Raw genomic sequence first — 19,147 nt, 5'->3', positions numbered from 1 at the left:
GAACTCGTAGACAATGTTCCTAGCCCTTCCTGGGCAGTGTTTCCAATTTCTAGGGATCCCCCCGAAGGGGGAACCCCGTGGGATCCGCAGCTCTGCTGCGGATGCCTTGGCTCTGCCAAGGATGTTTCCAATTTCTAGGGATCCCCCCGAAGGGGGAACTTAGCCAACAGAAGGTTGACGGGGTCCCCGTCGAAGTGTTTCCAATTTCTAGGGATCCCCCCGAAGGGGGAACCAACCTTCATGGAGCACTACCCAGTGTCCCATGAAGTAGAAGGTTTCCAATTTCTAGGGATCCCCCCGAAGGGGGAACGTTTAAGATTAACGGGTTCTCCCTCAAGGAGGCGCCTGTTGGTTTCCAATTTCTAGGGATCCCCCCGAAGGGGGAACGTTGCACTACTTGGTTTGTGAGCGCTTCTGCGATCGCTGGTTTCCAATTTCTAGGGATCCCCCCGAAGGGGGAACATCGTGCGGGCCTGCTCCGCAAGGTGCACAACAAGCAGGGTTTCCAATTTCTAGGGATCCCCCCGAAGGGGGAACATCCCCAACTTGGCTTTAAGTTCTGCTAGTTCCTCATCCTCGTTTCCAATTTCTAGGGATCCCCCCGAAGGGGGAACAAGATCTGCCTTGCCCTACTTGGGCAATTGCCTGTGGTTTCCAATTTCTAGGGATCCCCCCGAAGGGGGAACTCGAAGAAGGCATTCCACAGCCCGATTGGGCAACAGGGTTTCCAATTTCTAGGGATCCCCCCGAAGGGGGAACTGGTATTGGCAAACCTGGAACAACGGGTTGCCAATCAAGTTTCCAATTTCTAGGGATCCCCCCGAAGGGGGAACTCGAGCAAATCTACCGCTACCGCGTATTCGTCCCTCGTTTCCAATTTCTAGGGATCCCCCCGAAGGGGGAACAGGGTATAGTGGTAGAGCATGTGTTCTTACCACATGCACCCGTTTCCAATTTCTAGGGATCCCCCCGAAGGGGGAACGTCTTTTTCATAACCCAGCTCGAGGGAGATGATACGCGGAAGTTTCCAATTTCTAGGGATCCCCCCGAAGGGGGAACTCGCCATTTGACCATTTGATTTTCATAACCACCTCTCCCTTGTTTCCAATTTCTAGGGATCCCCCCGAAGGGGGAACTACTGCCAACTCTGGCAATCGCGGTGTTGAATGCAATTAAACTTGTTTCCAATTTCTAGGGATCCCCCCGAAGGGGGAACTGCACCGTCCTTTGATATCTACGAGGGGTTTCAATGTTTCCAATTTCTAGGGATCCCCCCGAAGGGGGAACTGGTCGTAGAACTGGACACCGAACGTCTCCGACTCTCGCTCAAGTTTCCAATTTCTAGGGATCCCCCCGAAGGGGGAACACCCTAAATGAAGATCGGTAGGGGCGCAGGGGCACTAGTTTCCAATTTCTAGGGATCCCCCCGAAGGGGGAACGCGGCCATTGTTGTTGAAACGGAAGGACAACACCTGTTTCCAATTTCTAGGGATCCCCCCGAAGGGGGAACTGCATGAGGACGCTATCGTCGACGGTATTCCCACTGTTTCCAATTTCTAGGGATCCCCCCGAAGGGGGAACGTTCTGCGTAGCCATCAGCTTCAACCCAGGGTCCGAACAGTTTCCAATTTCTAGGGATCCCCCCGAAGGGGGAACAATGGGGGTACTCTAGAGCCGTACCAGCTCTATGAGTGGGCGTTTCCAATTTCTAGGGATCCCCCCGAAGGGGGAACTACAAGGGAGGAGTACATATGAAAGTCCCTGCTACCCTTATTCGTGTTTCCAATTTCTAGGGATCCCCCCGAAGGGGGAACCCGAACTAGTTCTAGGTGACGACGTGCTTCACGTCGTGGAGTTTCCAATTTCTAGGGATCCCCCCGAAGGGGGAACTACCAGAGCCGTACCAACCTGCAGCGGAAGCCTTTTTTCACGTTTCCAATTTCTAGGGATCCCCCCGAAGGGGGAACACTCAATTGGATCGGGGATTCCTATGACCCCGATTGTGATAGTTTCCAATTTCTAGGGATCCCCCCGAAGGGGGAACCCTCCCCCAACCAACACACCCAGGTATTTCACCTGGGTGTGTTTCCAATTTCTAGGGATCCCCCCGAAGGGGGAACACTAGTTTTATGTATTTATACAGGTTATTTAGATAAGATTTGTTTCCAATTTCTAGGGATCCCCCCGAAGGGGGAACTAGAGCAGGTTAATGTGACTCCCTGCCTTGATTGGAGGTTTCCAATTTCTAGGGATCCCCCCGAAGGGGGAACTTGAAGCTGCGCAGGACGACTGGGAGGCTGTCCGTAGTTTCCAATTTCTAGGGATCCCCCCGAAGGGGGAACTTACTTTCATTATTCGCTCCTTTTGAGTTGTGTCTGAATCGGCTAGTTTCCAATTTCTAGGGATCCCCCCGAAGGGGGAACCCCCGTTCTACCGGGGTTGGACTCTGAAGGTCGGAGCGTTTCCAATTTCTAGGGATCCCCCCGAAGGGGGAACTCCCCTTTTAAGGGAGGGAGTGCAAAATGCTAATTGGTTTCCAATTTCTAGGGATCCCCCCGAAGGGGGAACAAACAGCTACTGAACTTTGATAATTTATTACAACACTATCTCGTTTCCAATTTCTAGGGATCCCCCCGAAGGGGGAACTTGAGCAATTCGATCCAGATAAGCTTCGAGCTTATTGTTTCCAATTTCTAGGGATCCCCCCGAAGGGGGAACCTGGCCCGTGGCGAGCGTTGAGCTACGAGCGCGCGCAGAAGTTTCCAATTTCTAGGGATCCCCCCGAAGGGGGAACATCGTAGTCCAGTTTTTTATCCCAGTAACCAAGAATAACTAACTGTTTCCAATTTCTAGGGATCCCCCCGAAGGGGGAACTTGAGCGTTATTACGCAGTATTTCGTTACAATGGCAACCACGACGTTTCCAATTTCTAGGGATCCCCCCGAAGGGGGAACAGTAACGTTAGATCACCATGAAGAGGTAGTGCTAGTCCAAGTTTCCAATTTCTAGGGATCCCCCCGAAGGGGGAACGACGGCTCTACACTGCTACCGAGTTGGGTGGCTCGGTACTGTTTCCAATTTCTAGGGATCCCCCCGAAGGGGGAACAACTACGAACGAGACGGATGGCTGCCAAGTAATGTTTCCAATTTCTAGGGATCCCCCCGAAGGGGGAACAGGCATACTTAGGTCCTCCTCGGGAGGTAACTTCCAGTTTCCAATTTCTAGGGATCCCCCCGAAGGGGGAACCACCGACGACAGTGAACTTCCCGACGCTTGGACTACGTCCCTGGTTTCCAATTTCTAGGGATCCCCCCGAAGGGGGAACACGAAGACTAATTGCACTTTGCACTACAAAACCCTAAAGTTTCCAATTTCTAGGGATCCCCCCGAAGGGGGAACAGTTTTGGAGCCATGTCCATGATGGACTGGCTCACCGACCGTTTCCAATTTCTAGGGATCCCCCCGAAGGGGGAACACTCCCTTATACAAACTCTTAGGTTACTCAAGCGAGGGGGGTTTCCAATTTCTAGGGATCCCCCCGAAGGGGGAACATTATCACTCCAGAAAAACTCAAGCCCATTCAAAGGTTTCCAATTTCTAGGGATCCCCCCGAAGGGGGAACATTTTAACCTCCCTTTACTAAGGAGAAACAACACCCAGTTTCCAATTTCTAGGGATCCCCCCGAAGGGGGAACTACCTTCGAGGGTCACCCAGAAGCCTTCCACCCCAATGTTTCCAATTTCTAGGGATCCCCCCGAAGGGGGAACGATTATTCAGTTAACTCCTCTTGTTCAGGAGGGAGAGGGAGGGTTTCCAATTTCTAGGGATCCCCCCGAAGGGGGAACTTGAATCCGGCATCGTTCTAGAGAGTTTACGCATTGTTTCCAATTTCTAGGGATCCCCCCGAAGGGGGAACAGTTAGAAGCGTCCACTTTTGCTGGGTAAAGTTCCAGGTTTCCAATTTCTAGGGATCCCCCCGAAGGGGGAACTCGTACATAGCTGCTCCTCCCTGTATTGGGGTAAATGTTTCCAATTTCTAGGGATCCCCCCGAAGGGGGAACCGCCGGTCGTTTCACAGTTGTGGGGATTACCCAAGGTAACGACAGTTTCCAATTTCTAGGGATCCCCCCGAAGGGGGAACAAGGCACAGCGTGCCGAACGCAAGCGGCAGAAATTCAACAAAGTTTCCAATTTCTAGGGATCCCCCCGAAGGGGGAACTTATGGCTCAATTGACACACCGTGCACAACGCCGCGCGTTTCCAATTTCTAGGGATCCCCCCGAAGGGGGAACACGACAACATCTTTGCGTGAGACACGCGCAACGTCGTGTTTCCAATTTCTAGGGATCCCCCCGAAGGGGGAACTTTTCTACGCGCTTAAGGGAGCTTATCCCACTGAGCTGTTTCCAATTTCTAGGGATCCCCCCGAAGGGGGAACGGCCTAAAACAATTGGCACAAGTTGCATGGCCCAGCACGTTTCCAATTTCTAGGGATCCCCCCGAAGGGGGAACGTGGAAGCCCGAGGGCTTCAGACACCGTCATGCGAATATTCTTGTTTCCAATTTCTAGGGATCCCCCCGAAGGGGGAACTTCATACCGAGAGCTTAAAGAGCCGGATCTTAGCTGCGTTGTTTCCAATTTCTAGGGATCCCCCCGAAGGGGGAACAGGGGACAATCGGTTCAAAGACCTGGTCCCAGTGACATCGAGTTTCCAATTTCTAGGGATCCCCCCGAAGGGGGAACAATGCCCTAGAAGCCTCAGGAAGACCTCAGAAACATGTTTCCAATTTCTAGGGATCCCCCCGAAGGGGGAACCTGAAGCCGGGCGAGGTGGTTTTACCTAAACAGGTCCTTGATCGTTTCCAATTTCTAGGGATCCCCCCGAAGGGGGAACTACTTAACTTCATTATTTATCGTCTTGAAGGTGTATTACGTTTCCAATTTCTAGGGATCCCCCCGAAGGGGGAACTCACTTTGTTGGTGAGCTAAGTAGAATCGCTAGAGTTTGTTTCCAATTTCTAGGGATCCCCCCGAAGGGGGAACGTTAATTTGCGCACTTCCTTAGCTAAGGAGATCGCCCACTGTTTCCAATTTCTAGGGATCCCCCCGAAGGGGGAACGGCTTACGTGAGCCCGGTAGATGTTCAGTTCTGTCTGCAAGTTTCCAATTTCTAGGGATCCCCCCGAAGGGGGAACACCACCCCTATTAAAGCCAAGCAGGGCAAGGGATGCAAGACCCGTTTGCGAGGGATCCGGAAAAAAGGGGGCAAAAAGAGTTTCGGCGAGGGGGTTTTGGGGCCGGAAAGCCTTGTGGCACAAGGCGTCGAGGGATCCGACGAAAGAATGGGCTTTTCCGAGATTTTGAGGGACGCTCGCAGAGGCGTTGATACCGTTTTGGTGTTCTTTTGGAAACATCAGGATCCCTGAGGTTTGGCTAGGCTATCTGTTGGCAGGTGGCGAGCTCCTGCTAGGGTTGCTCGATATGGGAGCGGGGCTCCAGGTGGATGAGGATCCGCGCCGGCCCGTAGCGCCCTTGCAGGAGGTGTTCGACTTCCTCAGTGAGGCGGTGGGCGGACTCGATATCCTGCGGCTCCACCACCAGGTGCATCTCGATAAAGACTATCTCCCCGGGGATGCCGCGGGAAGTGATGTCATGGCAGTCGAGCACGCCTGGCACGCTCAGGATCAGATCCCGCAGGGCCTCAGAGGGGATCGCCACCCGGTCGGTGAGGTAGGGAAGATTCTCCTGCAGCACTTCCCAGCCGCTTCGGAGCACCAGCAGCGCCACCGGCAAAGCCAGGGCTTGATCCAACCAAGGGATCCCCCAATAATGCATGCCGGCCAACCCCAGCAACACCGTCAGCGTCACCCCAACGTCGCTGAGGGTATGGCGCGCATCGGCCAACAGCAGCGAGCTGGACAGAGCTTTGCCCCAGCGGTGCTCGTAGAGGGTAACAAAGACATTAATGCCCAGCACGCCCACCATCACCCCCAAGGTTAGCTCGTCAATCTGCAGGTGGGGCTGGGGCTCCCAAAACCGCTCCACGGCTGTGCGCAAGATTTCCAGGCTGGCCATCCCCAAAAAGGCAGCGATCCCCAGCGCTCCAATGGCTTCAAACTTGCGATGGCCGTAGGGATGGTCGTCATCGGGCTCTGGCGAAGAAAAGCGCACGGCCACCAAGCCCAAAATGTTGCTGGCGCTGTCGGTGGAGCTGTGCAGGGCATCGGCAATGAGGCTCAGGGATCCCGTCGTCAGCCCCAGGATTAACTTGATCAGAAACACCAGGACATTTAGCCCTAGCGTGACGTACAGCACCCTCTGCACTTGGCGCTGACGGCGGCTGGCTATGGCAGCAGAATCCAGAAAGCTCACTGCAGCTCGGGCGGGGATCCACAGATATCCTGCTTTGTTCTGTCACCGACCTCAATAGGGGTAAGGGAGGGTACCCTAAAAGCAAGCTGCTAAGGCTTAGTCAAGTGGCCGCCGATTGGGGAGCGAACTCTGAGTATGCACGTTGCTGTGGTAGGCGCTGGCTATGTGGGCCTGGTAACAGGGGCTTGCCTGGCTCACCTAGGAAATAGCGTTATCTGTGTGGACAACAACTCCGCCAAGATTGAAGGGCTGCAGCGGGGTCGCCTGCCCATCTACGAGCCCGGCCTGGAAGAGCTGGTGCGGGAGGGAACTGCGGCGGGTCGGCTGCACTTTAGCACCGATCTGGGCTCTGGGATCCAGGCCAGCGAGGTGGTGTTTATTGCCGTGGGCACCCCGGCCCTGCCCAGCGGGGATCCCGATCTGCGCTACGTGGAAGCAGTGGCGCGGGAAATTGGCCAGCATCTGGACGAGCACTATCGAGTCATTGTCAACAAATCCACTGTGCCCATTGGCTCCGGCGACTGGGTGCGCATGCTCATTTTGGACGGGGCCGCCGAAGCCGCCAAGCAGCGGCTGAGCAGCCGAGAAGTGGGGAGAGATCCAGAGGCCAGATCCCTGACCTTGGAGCTCTCGCCTTGGACGCCGCAGTTTGACGTGGTGAGCAACCCCGAGTTCCTACGGGAGGGCAGTGCCATCCAAGATACCTTCTACCCGGATCGCATTGTGATTGGCTCCAACAGCCCCCGCGCCATTGAAATCATGCGGCAGCTTTACAAACCCATCCTCAGTCGCCAGCAGGGTCTGGGCGGGGATCCCGTGCCTTTGCTGGTGACCGACCTGGCTTCTGCCGAAATGATCAAGTATGCCGCCAACGCCTTCCTGGCCACCAAGATTAGCTTCATCAACGAAATGGCCAACATCTGCGAGCGCACCGGCGCCGACATCACCCAGGTGGCGGAAGGGATCGGCCTAGATAGGCGCATTGGCCGCGCCTTTCTCAACGCTGGCATAGGGTGGGGCGGAAGCTGCTTCCCCAAAGATCTGGCGGCTCTCATTCAAACCGCTGCTGACTATGGCTATGAGGCCAAGCTGTTGCAGGCCACGGTGGAGGTTAACCGAGAACAGCGGCAGCGCCTGGTGGAAAAGCTGCAGCAGGCCCTCAAGGTGCTCAAGGGTAAAACCGTTGGCCTTTTGGGCCTCACGTTTAAACCCCACACCGACGACCTGCGGGATGCCCCTTCCCTGACTTTGATCGAACAACTCCACCGTCTGGGGGCCAAGGTCAAGGCATATGATCCGATTGTATCCGCCTCGGGGATGCGGGAGGGGCTAGCCCATGTGGTGGTGGAAACGGATGTGTTCCGGCTGGCCCAGGACTGCGATGCCCTGGTGTTGGTGACGGAGTGGCCGGAGTTTTTGTCGCTGGATTACCGACGGATTGCAGAGCTGATGCGGCGGCCCTTGCTCATCGATGGCCGTAACTGTCTGGATCGGGAGGCGGTGCGGCAGGCGGGCATAACCCTCATTGGAGTGGGCTGGTAGGTGCTGGGGAAATCAGGGGAAATCATGAAGATCCTGGTTACGGGTGGCCTCGGATTTATCGGATCCCACTTGGTAACCCGCCTTCTGCAAGAAGGCCACTGGGTCATTTGTCTGGATAACGGCTACACGGGCCGGCAGCTCAATGTCCAAGCTCATCTAGACAACCCAGCCTTTCAGTTCATTTGGCACGACGTGGCGGATCCCTTGCCGCCCGCTTTGGAAGAGGCCGGGATCCAGCAGATCTACCACCTGGCCTGCCCCGCTTCTCCCCCCCACTACCAAGCGGATCCCATCCGCACCATCCGCACCGGCGTCTGGGGCACCTATCACCTGCTGCAACTGGCCCAGAAAACGGGAGCGAGGTTCCTGCTGGCCTCGACTTCAGAAGTGTACGGGGATCCCCAAGTGCATCCCCAACCGGAAGACTACTGGGGCCACGTCAACCCCATTGGCCCGCGGGCCTGCTACGACGAATCCAAGCGCTTGGCGGAAACCCTCACCTTCGACTGGCAGCGGCAATACCAGACGGAGATCCGGGTGGCCCGCATCTTCAACACCTACGGCCCCGCCATGCGGGAGGACGATGGCCGCGTGGTGAGCAACTTTATCGTCCAGGCCCTGCGCGGGGATCCCCTGACGGTCTATGGGGATGGATCCCAGACCCGCAGCTTTTGCTACATCTCCGACCTGGTGGAAGGCTTGATCCGGCTGATGAACAGCCCCTACCCCGGACCCTTTAACTTGGGCAACCCCGAGGAGTTCACGATCCTGGAGCTGGCCCAGCAGGTGCTCGCCCTCACCGGCAGCCCTTCTCCCATCGTTTACCGGCCTCTGCCGACGGACGATCCCAGACAACGGCAGCCGGATATTGGCAAAGCCCGCGCCCTCTTGGGTTGGGAGCCTCGGATCCCGCTGCAAGTTGGGCTGCAACAGACCATCCCTTACTTTCGTCGGCGGCTGGGGCTGGAATAACCTTCGGGTGCTCGCGAAATCCCAACCCGTTTGAGAACCCTTTCCGCCTCAGCTCGATTGACCTGGGTGAATGGCTGCCAGCGGCTCCAGTTGGCGGGCTTGCTGTTGCAGCCGACTCACCAACTGCCGACATACCATTTCACACAGCTCAAAGCACATGGGATCCGCAATTTGGTAATAAACACTCACCCCCTTGGGCTGACGGCTGACGATCCCTGCCTGGGTCAGGATCTTGAGGTGCTTGGAAACATTGGCCTGGCCCATACCCGTAGCTTCCAAGATTTGGGTGACGTTCTTGGGCCCCGAGCGCAACTGACACAGGATCTGCAGGCGGTTGGGTTCCGCCAAAACCTTGAAGTACTCTGCCACGCTGTCGAGAACCTGCGGCGTCAGGATCGTGCGACACTCATTCACATCCGCTCTGCTCACCGACTTTTCCCCAATCAACAAACCTGCTTGCGCCGTCCATGCAACTTGATTTTAACACTAGATAGTTATATAGTGTTCCTAGAAAGTCCAAGTTCACGTCGGACTTTCGATACCAGACAGGAGGGCACTATGCTATTTCGCCAACTGTTCGACGCAGAAACAAGCACCTACACCTATTTAATCGTGGATCCGGCAACTCGCGAGGCCGCCCTGGTGGATCCAGTGCTGGAGCAGGTGGAGCGGGATTTGAAGCTGATTCGGGAATTGGGTCTAACCTTGAAGTACTGCCTGGAAACCCACGTTCACGCCGATCACATTACGGGAACCGGGAAGCTGCGGGAACTGACCGGTTGCCAAGGGGTGGTGCCAGTACAGGCCAAGGCTCAATGTGCAGATCGTTTCATCGGTCATGGGGAAACGCTGCAAGTGGGATCCGTCGTCATTGAAGCCATCGCTACCCTGGGCCACACCGACAGCCACATGACCTACCGCGTGAATGGGGATCGCGTCCTTACCGGAGATGCCCTGCTGATCCGCGGCTGTGGGCGCACGGATTTCCAAAGCGGGGATCCCGGCCTGATGTACGACCATGTTACCCAGCACTTGTTTACGCTGCCCGACGAGACTTTGGTCTACCCCGGCCACGACTATCGCGGGCACACCGTCTCCACCATTGGCGAGGAGAAGCGCTGGAACCCGCGCTTTGTGGATCCGGAAACGGGCAACCTGCGTTCCCGTGAGAGCTTCATTGCCCTGATGAACAGCCTCAACCTGCCCCAGCCGAAGAAGATCCAGGAAGCGGTGCCGGCCAACGAGCAGTGCGGCCAAGTGGCAGCAGCGGTTTAATTCCTTCTGAGCAGCGAGGTGCAGGGTAAGCCCCCGCCAGCTGGGGAGCCCATGTGAAACTCCGATGGTGAGGGCCCGCTGCTCTGGGTAACCTTCTCTCAATTGGCTTGCCAGAAATGGAGAGTTTGAGCGTGGATCGAGAAAGTCTCTATGAGAGCGATTTCTACGCTTGGATCCAGCAACAAGCTCAATTTCTGCGGGATCGGGCCTGGGAGAAGCTGGATCTGCCCAATTTAGTCGAGGAGATTGAATCGTTGGGCAGGCAACAGCGGCAGGAACTGCGAAACCGACTTGCAGTTTTGGTTGGGCATCTCCTCAAGTGGGAGTACCAGCCAGAGGGGAGATCCGCAAGCTGGCTCCTCACCCTCCAGCTGCAGCGGCAGGAAGTTCTGGAGCTTCTTGAAGAAAGCCCAAGTCTCAAGCCCTATTTGCCAGAGGCCATCTCCAAGTCTTACTTGGGGGCGCTGAAGCTGGCCCTGGAGGAGACCAAGCTGCCCAGAAAGATTTTCCCCAAAACCTGCCCTTATTCCTCAGAGCAAATCCTGGATAGCCGGTTTTACCCCGGTGAGCCCAGTCATTTGCTTGAGGAGGGGGATTAATCCCAAAAATCGCTGCATTTTGCATTTTAGACAACGCTAGAAGCAAGGAGACAACCATGACCGTAACCCAACAAAACCCTATCCCTTCCGCTTCGCAAGAACGGGATCCCCGTCTCAAGGAGCATGACTCTAGTCAATGATACGCTGGACTATAATGAAAATAATGTACAGTATGTTCAGTATGGCTGCTTGGTATGGCTAGGTATGTGAAACCGAGAGAGGCGGCGGATTATTTTGGGGTGTGTCTCCACACCTTGAGGCGATGGGAAAAGAAGGGCTGGATCAAAGCAATACGTACACCATCCGGTAGGGCGAGAAGGTATGACCTCGACAGCTACATCAAAACGCCAAAAAAAATCAAACGAGTCGTTTTGTACGCCCGAGTCAGTAGTCGAGGGCAGAAACCAGACTTGGAGCGACAGATTGCAAGACTGGTTAACCTCTATCCTGGAGCCGAAGTGGTCGGAGAGGTTGGCGGCGGTCTCGACTTCAAAAGACCAAAGTTCCTTGCCTTATTGGAACGAGTTCGTGCGGGAGATGTCGGAACAATTGTGGTCGCTCACAGGGATCGACTCTGCCGGTTTGGATTTGAGTTCGTTGAGTGGTACTGCCGTCAATACGGGTGCGAAATCTTGGTTCTCGATGACGATCACCTTTCTCCCCAACAGGAACTGGTTGAGGATATCCTCACCATCCTGCACTGCTTCAGCAGTCGGCTCCACGGACTCAGGAAATATCGGGCTGCAATCGAGAAAGATACGGATTTATCCGGAACCAGCGCTGGCTAAAGTCTGGAAGCGGTGGCAAGCGGCGTGCCGGTACTGCTACAACCAAGCGATTGCCTATCAGCGTCAGCATGGTGCTCCAAGAACGGCCAGAAAGCTGCGGGATATCATCCTGCACTCCGACCTGCCCCAGTGGGTAAAGGACGCCCCCTGCCACATCAAACAGAACGCGGTCGTCGAGGCGTGGTTGGCGTTTCGTCGAAGCAAAGACGCGAGGTTTCGCAGTGTGCGGGACAGGTCGCATACGCTGCAATTCAACGCCGGCAACTTTCGCAATGGGACGTGGTATCCGAAACTCACCCGAGGTTTGGCGTTTCGTGCATCCGAGGAGGTACCCAGAGAATGGGCACGTGGGACTGAACTAATGCGGGTGAAAGACAGATGGTATGCCATCTTCCCTGAGCCTGTGAACGAGCAGTGTTCGTTAGCAAAGGGGGTGATTGCGCTTGACCCTGGAGTAAGAAGCTTCTTCACAGGGTTTGATGGGGCAGGTTTTGTAGATATCGCCAAGGGGGACTTTGGTAGAATCACTCGGCTGTGCTACCACCTAGACGATCTGCAGTCCAGGCTGAGCAAAGCGCCGAGGCCCAAGCGTAGGCGAATGCGGCAAGCGGCGTTTCGTCTGCGGGAGAGAATCAGGAACTTGGTGGACGAGTGCCATCGCAAGGTAGCGGCGTTCCTAACGGATAACTACCGATTGATATTCCTCCCCACTTTCGAGTCAGCCAAGATGGTTGCCAAGGCAGGGAGGAAGTTTGGTAGCAAGACAGCAAGGGCGATGCTCACCTGGGCGCACTATCGGTTCAAGCAGTTCCTGAAATTTCAAGCCCAAAAGAAAAACGTGGTCGTCGTGGAAGTATCGGAAGCGTACACCAGCAAAACCTGTACCAAGTGCGGGCACATCCACACCAAGTTGGGTGGCGCAAAGGTGTTCACATGCCCCAAGTGCAGCCATAGGCTACCACGAGATTGGCAAGGCGCTCTGGGCGTCATGCTCAGGGCTTTGCGGGATACCGCCTTTCTGTTCGGCCTCCGGCCCGCTAACGCGGTCGCGTTAGCGTCGCGTAGCGACAACGGAAACGGACAGAATGCTATCGCTTCACCGTTGAGCAGTAATGGTCAGCAGTGTTCAGCGTAAATGTATCAGATCGATGCCCTGACCTTAAAACAGTGGCTGGATCAGGGGCGAGTCCAGCTCATTGATGTGCGGGAGCCGGGAGAATATGCCGATGAGCGGATCCCGGGGGCCATCAACATGCCCCTATCTACCTTTGACCCGGCCAAAGCGCCTGCTTCCACGCCAGAGAAGCCGGTGGTGTTGCACTGCCGCATGGGCAGCCGCTCCATCCGCGCCGGTTGTCAGTTGCTAGACCGCGGCTGACCGGAGGTGATTAGCCTCAAGGGCGGGATCGAGGCTTGGAAAGCGGCCAAGCTGCCCGTTACTCGCACCCAAAATGCTCCCATCTCCATCATGCGGCAGGTGCAGATTGCAGCGGGATCCCTGGTGCTCACCGGAACCCTTCTGGGGGCCTTTGTCAACCCCTGGTGGCTGCTGCTGAGTGGCTTTGTGGGCGCTGGGCTGGTGTTTGCGGGTGTAACCAACACCTGTGGCATGGCTCTGCTCTTGGCTCGCATGCCCTGGAACCGAGGTCAGGCGCTATGAGTGGGATCCCTTCTACTTCCTCTGGGGGGCAAGGGATCCTGGCGCGGTACCTGCCCTTTGCTAAGGAGTCCCTTTGGGTCTTCCACTATCAGCGATCAGATTTGCCGGGAGATCTGATCGCCGGCCTTGTGGTGGCTATTCTGCTGGTGCCCCAGAGCATGGCCTATGCCCTGTTGGCCGGGTTGCCCCCCCAAGTGGGCCTGTACGCCAGTATTTTGCCGGTGATCGTCTATGGACTACTGGGATCCAGCCGCGCCTTGGCGGTAGGGCCAGTGGCCATCATCTCCCTCTTGGTGGCGGCAGGGTTAGAGCCGCTGGCCGGTCGCGTCAGCGGGACGGAGTCCTTGCCGGGCAGCCCGGAGTACGGGCAGTTGGCTTTGGGGCTGGCCTTGGAAGTGGGTTTGATTCAAGGGGCGATGGGGTTGTTGCGGCTGGGATTTTTGGCCAATTTCTTAAGCCACACGGTGGTGACTGCCTTTGGCAGCGCGGCAGCCTTGATCATCGGCTTCAGCCAGCTCCGGCACCTCTTGGGGGTCAAGATCGCCAACACGGAGTCCTTCTTGCTGTTGGTGCAGCGGCTGTGGCAGAGCCTGGATAAGGTAAACTGGGTAACCTTTGGCTTGGGGCTGCTGGCCATATCCCTGCTGGTGTACGCCCAGCACAAGCTGCCCCACCAACTGCGGCGCTGGGGCGTGCCTCCAGGTTGGGCCCTGCCTTTGACTAAGGGGGCACCGCTGGCGGCTGTGCTCGTGACCAGCCTGTTGGTGGGGGGCCTAAACCTATCCGAGAGGGCAGGGGTACCTGTCGTCGGCTCCATTCCTTCCGGGTTGCCCCCCTTGGGCTTTCCCTCGTTGAGCTGGGGACAGTGGACAGCGCTTCTGCCCACAGCCTTGGCCATCAGCTTGGTGGGCTTCACGGAAAGCTATGCTGTGGGGCAATCGCTGGCCAGCCAGCGGCGGCAGAAGGTGGCTCCCAACCAGGATCTGGTGGCTTTGGGGGCAGCCAACTTGGCAGCAGCCTGCAGTGGCGGCTATCCGGTAACGGGAGGCATCAGCCGGTCGGTGGTGAACTTTCAAGCAGGCGCCAACAGTGGCCTGGCCTCCCTAATCACCGGCCTGTTGGTGGCTTTGACGGTCATCTGGCTGATGCCACTGTTCACCTTCTTGCCCCAGACCACCCTGGCGGCCATCGTTCTGGTGGCGGTGCTGGCCCTGGTGGATTTTCACCCCCTGCTGCAAAGCTGGCGCTACGACCGCGGCGATGCCCTGGTTTGGTTGGTAACCTTTGCCAGTGTGCTGGGGATCGGGGTGGAGCAGGGGATCGGAATAGGGGTGTTAGTCTGATACATTTACGCTGAACACTGCTGAACATCACTGTTCAACTATGCAGCGATAGCATTCTGTTTGTTTCCAACCAGAATGGCGGTATCCCGCAAAGCTTTGAGTAGAATACCCAAAGCGCAGTTTCCGTGTCGTCTTACTACCAATTTTCTGCTTTGCTTTGGCTACCATGTTGGCAGACTCGAAAGTAAACAGAAAGATCAACTGGTAGTAATCCGTACTGAACATATTATACATTATTTTCAGTATAGTTGAGCTTATTATTGACTAGAGTCATGCTCCATCCTGCTCTTTCTTTGGCGGGCTAGCCGTCCTCACATTGCCATCGTGGGTCAGGTGCCCGGTACGGAGCACTACCGCAACGTGCAGCGCCATGAGGTGATTACCGATCCCCACATTCTGGCGGTGCGGGTGGACGAGAGCCTGTTTTTTGCCAACGCAGCCTACTTGCAGGAGTATCTGCTGCGAGAGGTGGCGGCGCGACCCACAGTGGAGCAGGTGCTGCTCGTTGCCAGCGCCATCAACTTCATCGACGGCAGCGCTTTGGAAGTGCTGACCCAGTTGGTGGAACGTTTGCAGCAGGCAGGGGTGGGCTTTGCCATGGCCGAGGTGAAGGGGCCGGTGATGGATCGCCTCAAGATGGCCGGTTTTGTGGAGAAAATCGGCAGCGAGCGCATCTTCTTCTCCACCCACGAGGCTATGCAGGCTCTGAGATCCCAAGCCACCTCTAGTCAGATGGCCTCTGCCTGATCAGCACAAGGGGGGTCTGTTCGGCGGCATTGCCGGCGGGGTTTTTGCGCAGCGCCTGCTTCACCAGGGATCCCTGCACCCCGGAGGTGGCGGCCAGGAGCTTCACCTCTCCCAGGTCGTTGGCATCCACGATGGCCACTTCGTAGCCCGTCTGCCGATGCAGATCCCCCACCAACTTGGCCGGATCCCGCGGCCCCAGCACAATGAACTGGTCGTAGGGAGGCAAAGTGCCAGTAACGTCGTCGATGAGGTCGGCCTGCTCCCCCGCCAGGGCATAAAAGACCCCCGGGATCCCCAGCAGTTTGGCCAGGGATCCCACCACAAAAGCCCACACCACCCGCCAGGTCCCGGAGCAGTCGATCAAAGTCTGCATCCCGTAGCAGCTTGAAAGACTGGTCTTGGAGGGGAAGAAGTAGCACAGGGTGCGGGCCAGCCAGCCGGGCTGCACCTGCAGGGGATGGCGGAAGTTGCCCTGGACAATAGCCACGGCGCTTTCCGAGATGGCCACCATATCGCCGGGCTGGATGTGAGGGCCTACATACCGCCGTAGCACCTCGGCCAAGTCATCGCTGGGGGTCAGCAGATGGGTGGGAACGGCGGCCCAAAGGAGGGATCCCTGCTGCTGCCAGTTCAGCTCTGGCAAGGGCTCCACCTCTTGCAACGGCAGGATGAGGTGGCTGGTCTTGAGGGTGCGCCGCTGCCGCCCGTACTGAATGTAGTCCAGCTGGAGCCAGGCCGAGCGCAGATCCGCTAGCCCTTTCCCCTTCAGCTCGATCTCAACCTCTAGGCCAGTCTGGTTCTGGGGGGTGATGATGTAGGCCTGCCAGTAGTTGTCTTGCCGGGGGGGAAGATCCGGATGGCGAGAGCGCAGGCGTAGGCGGGTGTCAATGCCTTCTAGGGATCCGGCGCTGAGCAAATGCAGTCGCGGCTGCACCTGGGCCAAGGTGACCTCAAAGAGGGGGTTGAGGTTGCGGGCCACGAACTCCGCCTGGATAACCCAGTGCTCCAAGGTGTTGCGGCCTATGCCCCAGCCCTTGGGTTCCACCACCAGCTGGTCAGCGGGGCGGGTTTTCAGCCAGTACAGCAACGTTCCCAAGCTGAGCAGCAGCCCGGCCACCACCTGGCTCCAAGCCGAGGGATCCCAAAGCCAACGCCAAGCCCCCCATAGGCTGAGTCCTACCCCGGCCAGCACTGCAGCCAACACGCCACGATTCACCATGCTGCTACTTGTTGCCATCGGGATCCCACTCCTCAAAAAAAGACAAGTGCTTAAGCCCTGCTAAAGTCTGCCCCTTTGTCCACCACAACACCCTAGACTACGGGTACGCTCTAGCTCTTCTCCTGAACCCTAGCCATCCTACCGGGAAACCGAAGCAGGCTGCGGCGAGATCTCCACACCAATTTTTAATCTCAAACAGTTAGCTTACAAATAGATTTCATCTCAGGCTTTTCAGAACACCCTTGGAGTTTCCTATGGCGCACAAACAGCAATTCAAAAGCTTTGACGACATGATTCAGGGATCCAAAACCCCGATCCTGGTGGATTTTTATGCTTCCTGGTGCGGCCCTTGTCAGGTTATGGCGCAAGTGTTGGAGCAGGTAAAACCTCAGGTGGGGGATGCGGTTACTTTTGTGAAGGTTGACACCGAAAAGTACCCAACCATCGCTGCTCGCTGGGGCATTCAAGCGGTGCCAACGCTGATCCTCTTCAAAGATGGGAAGCCGATTGACCGCATTGAGGGGCTGTTGCAGCCTCGCGCCTTGTTGGAGCGGTTGCGGGCGCAGGTCAACCTGCCGGTAGGCTAGGTGGACGTTGCTGGGATGGGGTCTTTTGGTCATCTTCTGGTGGCACAGCGAGCTCTCCAGCAAAACCGTCTTTGAGATGTCCTCGCAGGTGTTTGAGCGCTCTTTGGGATCTCCGCCTCTGGAGGTTCACCTGGCGGGAGAGGTGCCCTATCGCACCGCTTGGGCTTGGCAGCAAGCCAGGGTGGCTCGCCTGATCTGCAATCCGCAGCTGCCAGATGGGCTCCTACTGCTCACCCACCCGCCGGTCTACACCCTGGGGGCAGGGGCGGATCCCAAGTTCCTCAAGAGCTTGGCTGGACAGATAGGATCCCCAGCTGCCCGCCCAGAATTCCTCTCTGGACAAGGGCCAGAAATCCTGCGGGTAGAGCGCGGCGGCGAAGTCACTTACCACGGGCCAGGCCAGTGGGTTGGTTATGCGATCCTCAACCTCAGGCGCCACCGTCTGGATCTCCACTGGTACCTGCGCCAACTGGAGCAGGTGCTTATTGAAACTGTGGCCCACTTTGGCCTGCGGGGGGAGCGGATCCCTGGCCTCACAGGGGTTTGGGTGGAGGGGCGCAAAGTGGCGGCCATCGGCATCAAGGTCTCCCGCTGGGTGACCTACCACGGCTTTGCCCTCAACGTCTGCCCGGATCTAGCTGCCTTCAAGGCCATCGTGCCTTGTGGGATCCCTGATCGCCCGGTGGGATCCCTGGTTCAGTTTTGTCCCCGAGTAACGATGGCGGCAGTGGCCCCGGTGGTGGTGAAGTCCTTTTGTCAGGTCTTTGGGCTGCAAGCTCAGGAAGTTTCCTTATCAGAGTGGTTGGGAGAACGCAAGTCTCTAAAGACTCAAGGCTAATCCACCCCCAACTGGCGCAGCAGTTGTTGCATGATGGTTCGGTCGGCAAAGTTGCCACTCTTGGAAAAGAGAGCCAACGCCTGGCGAAAGTCGGCCATCGCCGCTTCTCGATCCCCCAACTGAAGATAGGCCACCCCGCGGCTAAAGTAGGCTTCTGGGATCCCTGCATTCAACTGAATGGCCCGCTCCGCATCGGCCAGAGCTTCTTCCGGCTGGCGCAACTGGTTGTAGACGTAGCTGCGGTTCACATAGGCCGGCGCATAGGTGGGATCCAACTGCACCGCCCGATCCAGATCCGACAGGGCAGCCACGGGATCCCCCCGCAGCAACTTGAGGGATCCCTGCCAGTTGAACTCGGAAGCAGTGTTTGGGGCCGAGGTCTTCTCAGGAGGAGGTGGGAAGGCAGGCAAAGAGATGGCAGGGGCAGGAGCGAGGAATGCTGCCAAGAAACCTATCAGAGCTATCCTTCCCCATCGACACTTGATTGTGCTCCGCACCGCTAATGACGTCCTCTTCGGATCCCGAACTAGTTCAATATAGACCGTCGGCGAGAGGGGCAACCCCCTGCACTTAACTTGCAAGGGGTGCGGGGAGCTACAAGTTCCGCGCTCTGGCGGGAAAGTCAGGGTCGAGATACCGACTCCTCTGCCAAGTCGTTCTGTGACGCGGGGCAGGAATGCCCAATGGCAAGGTTGGGAGGCCCAAGCTCTATTGGCTAGAGTGAGGGCGGGGGGATGTTACAAGGAAAGCTTCTGGAATAGATGAGCCACCGGCAGGGCAAATCCTGGAATAACCTCTTCACCTTCTAGAAGATCAACCGATTTCAGGAGGCGGTCAGGCTCTTGAGAGCTGCGATACACCAGGACGTAGTGCTCGCTGGGGTGAACCAGCCAAACCAGGCGGCTGCCATTTTCAAAGTACTCCACCAGCTTGTCATGAATTTCTTCAACCGTATTGCGGGGGGAAAGCACTTCAACAGCCAGATCTGGAGCGCCTTCCAAAAATCCTGTGGGCAGTTCAGCCATGCCCTGCAAGCGTTCTTTAGCAAAAAAAGAGATGTCAGGGGAGCGCCAATTTCCACTCTTCATCTTAAAAGCAGTGCTGGAATGTGACATACTCCCGCACTCATGCTAACGCAAAGCGCTCCGCGCCGCTAAAGCGAAAGAGTGCGGGCTTCAAGGACTCCGTCCCGCTGACGCGAA

General features: G+C 56.9%; 14 protein-coding genes, 3 pseudogenes and 1 CRISPR repeat array (1 of these 18 cut by a window edge). Of the genes and pseudogenes, 11 read left to right on the top strand and 6 right to left on the bottom strand.

Going from position 1 to position 19,147, the window contains the following annotated elements; all coding sequences use genetic code 11:
• Positions 1-5,198: a CRISPR direct-repeat array (repeat unit 36 nt; unit sequence GTTTCCAATTTCTAGGGATCCCCCCGAAGGGGGAAC) (it extends 3,329 nt beyond the left edge of the window).
• Positions 5,199-5,469: 271 nt separating this feature from the next.
• Entirely contained in the window at positions 5,470-6,375 is a 906-nt protein-coding gene (locus ACVWZ1_RS06910; RefSeq protein ID WP_457502939.1) for a cation diffusion facilitator family transporter, read from the bottom strand.
• A gap of 135 nt (positions 6,376-6,510) precedes the next feature.
• Here ACVWZ1_RS06910 and ACVWZ1_RS06905 point away from each other — a divergent pair, with 135 nt between their 5' ends.
• Complete coding sequence (locus tag ACVWZ1_RS06905; RefSeq protein WP_457502938.1) at positions 6,511-7,917, top strand: UDP-glucose dehydrogenase family protein; 1,407 nt, start codon at positions 6,511-6,513, stop codon at positions 7,915-7,917.
• 24 nt (positions 7,918-7,941) lie between these two features.
• Positions 7,942-8,889: a UDP-glucuronic acid decarboxylase family protein gene (locus ACVWZ1_RS06900; RefSeq protein ID WP_457502937.1), complete on the top strand. Its 948-nt coding sequence runs from the start codon at positions 7,942-7,944 to the stop codon at positions 8,887-8,889.
• A gap of 48 nt (positions 8,890-8,937) precedes the next feature.
• Here ACVWZ1_RS06900 and ACVWZ1_RS06895 read toward each other — a convergent pair whose 3' ends face one another.
• Positions 8,938-9,318, bottom strand: coding sequence for an ArsR/SmtB family transcription factor (locus tag ACVWZ1_RS06895; RefSeq protein WP_457406482.1), 381 nt, complete (start codon positions 9,316-9,318; stop codon positions 8,938-8,940).
• Between the two features lie 129 nt (positions 9,319-9,447).
• Between ACVWZ1_RS06895 and ACVWZ1_RS06890 the strand changes: the two genes are divergently transcribed.
• The 6 genes and pseudogenes from ACVWZ1_RS06890 (at position 9,448) to ACVWZ1_RS06865 (ending at position 14,554) form a co-directional block, all read left to right on the top strand.
• Positions 9,448-10,164: an MBL fold metallo-hydrolase gene (locus tag ACVWZ1_RS06890; RefSeq protein ID WP_457502936.1), complete on the top strand. Its 717-nt coding sequence runs from the start codon at positions 9,448-9,450 to the stop codon at positions 10,162-10,164.
• Between the two features lie 116 nt (positions 10,165-10,280).
• A complete protein-coding gene (locus ACVWZ1_RS06885) occupies positions 10,281-10,763 on the top strand; it encodes a DUF29 domain-containing protein (protein WP_414352140.1) in 483 nt (160 codons plus the stop codon).
• Positions 10,764-10,957: 194 nt separating this feature from the next.
• Positions 10,958-11,551: an IS607 family transposase gene (locus ACVWZ1_RS06880; protein WP_457502935.1), complete on the top strand. Its 594-nt coding sequence runs from the start codon at positions 10,958-10,960 to the stop codon at positions 11,549-11,551.
• On the top strand, positions 11,439-12,686 hold the full coding sequence (locus ACVWZ1_RS06875; RefSeq protein ID WP_457502952.1) for an RNA-guided endonuclease InsQ/TnpB family protein: 1,248 nt from the start codon (positions 11,439-11,441) through the stop codon (positions 12,684-12,686). The genes ACVWZ1_RS06880 and ACVWZ1_RS06875 overlap by 113 nt, the downstream gene beginning before the upstream one ends.
• Positions 12,687-13,211, top strand: a pseudogene (locus tag ACVWZ1_RS06870) (rhodanese-like domain-containing protein).
• A complete protein-coding gene (locus tag ACVWZ1_RS06865; RefSeq protein WP_457502934.1) occupies positions 13,208-14,554 on the top strand; it encodes a SulP family inorganic anion transporter in 1,347 nt (448 codons plus the stop codon). Before ACVWZ1_RS06870 ends, ACVWZ1_RS06865 begins: the two are co-directional and overlap by 4 nt.
• 38 nt (positions 14,555-14,592) lie before the next feature.
• Here ACVWZ1_RS06865 and ACVWZ1_RS06860 read toward each other — a convergent pair.
• Positions 14,593-14,776: pseudogene (locus ACVWZ1_RS06860) on the bottom strand (hypothetical protein); the annotation flags it as partial.
• A gap of 111 nt (positions 14,777-14,887) precedes the next feature.
• Between ACVWZ1_RS06860 and ACVWZ1_RS06855 the strand changes: the two are divergent.
• Positions 14,888-15,301, top strand: coding sequence for an STAS domain-containing protein (locus ACVWZ1_RS06855; RefSeq protein WP_457502933.1), 414 nt, complete (start codon positions 14,888-14,890; stop codon positions 15,299-15,301).
• Here the strand turns inward: ACVWZ1_RS06855 and ACVWZ1_RS06850 are convergent.
• Positions 15,279-16,538 carry a hypothetical protein gene (locus ACVWZ1_RS06850; RefSeq protein ID WP_457502931.1) on the bottom strand — a complete coding sequence of 420 codons (1,260 nt, stop codon included), beginning with the start codon at positions 16,536-16,538 and terminating at the stop codon, positions 15,279-15,281. The two genes, ACVWZ1_RS06855 and ACVWZ1_RS06850, sit on opposite strands and share 23 nt — an antisense overlap.
• A gap of 236 nt (positions 16,539-16,774) precedes the next feature.
• On the opposite strand from ACVWZ1_RS06850, the gene trxA reads away from it, so the two are divergent.
• Both trxA and lipB read left to right on the top strand, forming a co-directional pair.
• Positions 16,775-17,107, top strand: coding sequence for a thioredoxin (gene trxA, locus ACVWZ1_RS06845; protein WP_414417012.1), 333 nt, complete (start codon positions 16,775-16,777; stop codon positions 17,105-17,107).
• A 76-nt stretch (positions 17,108-17,183) separates the two neighbouring features.
• Positions 17,184-17,945 carry a lipoyl(octanoyl) transferase LipB gene (gene lipB / locus ACVWZ1_RS06840; RefSeq protein WP_457502951.1) on the top strand — a complete coding sequence of 254 codons (762 nt, stop codon included), beginning with the start codon at positions 17,184-17,186 and terminating at the stop codon, positions 17,943-17,945.
• Here lipB and ACVWZ1_RS06835 read toward each other — a convergent pair.
• Positions 17,942-18,391 (bottom strand): tetratricopeptide repeat protein, encoded by a 450-nt coding sequence (locus ACVWZ1_RS06835; protein ID WP_457444799.1) that lies wholly within the window; start codon positions 18,389-18,391, stop codon positions 17,942-17,944. The genes lipB and ACVWZ1_RS06835 overlap by 4 nt on opposite strands.
• A 291-nt stretch (positions 18,392-18,682) precedes the next feature.
• Positions 18,683-19,066, bottom strand: a pseudogene (locus tag ACVWZ1_RS06830) (Uma2 family endonuclease); the annotation flags it as partial.
• Between the last annotated feature and the right edge of the window lie 81 nt (positions 19,067-19,147).

Source organism: Thermostichus sp. MS-CIW-25 (assembly GCF_054060015.1).
Note: the sequence above shows the minus strand (reverse complement) of the source record. Positions and strands in the feature narration are given on the sequence as shown.

What these genes read in the sequence shown, in the direction of transcription:
- ACVWZ1_RS06905 (WP_457502938.1), top strand. Translation starts at nt 6,511, where the DNA reads ATGCACGTTGCTGTGGTAGGCGCTGGCTATGTGGGCCTGGTAACAGGG.
- ACVWZ1_RS06900 (WP_457502937.1), top strand. Translation starts at nt 7,942, where the DNA reads ATGAAGATCCTGGTTACGGGTGGCCTCGGATTTATCGGATCCCACTTG.
- ACVWZ1_RS06890 (WP_457502936.1), top strand. Translation starts at nt 9,448, where the DNA reads ATGCTATTTCGCCAACTGTTCGACGCAGAAACAAGCACCTACACCTAT.
- ACVWZ1_RS06885 (WP_414352140.1), top strand. Translation starts at nt 10,281, where the DNA reads ATGGAGAGTTTGAGCGTGGATCGAGAAAGTCTCTATGAGAGCGATTTC.
- ACVWZ1_RS06880 (WP_457502935.1), top strand. Translation starts at nt 10,958, where the DNA reads ATGGCTAGGTATGTGAAACCGAGAGAGGCGGCGGATTATTTTGGGGTG.
- ACVWZ1_RS06865 (WP_457502934.1), top strand. Translation starts at nt 13,208, where the DNA reads ATGAGTGGGATCCCTTCTACTTCCTCTGGGGGGCAAGGGATCCTGGCG.
- ACVWZ1_RS06850 (WP_457502931.1), bottom strand. Translation starts at nt 16,538, where the DNA reads ATGGCAACAAGTAGCAGCATGGTGAATCGTGGCGTGTTGGCTGCAGTG.
- trxA (WP_414417012.1), top strand. Translation starts at nt 16,775, where the DNA reads ATGGCGCACAAACAGCAATTCAAAAGCTTTGACGACATGATTCAGGGA.
- lipB (WP_457502951.1), top strand. Translation starts at nt 17,184, where the DNA reads ATGTCCTCGCAGGTGTTTGAGCGCTCTTTGGGATCTCCGCCTCTGGAG.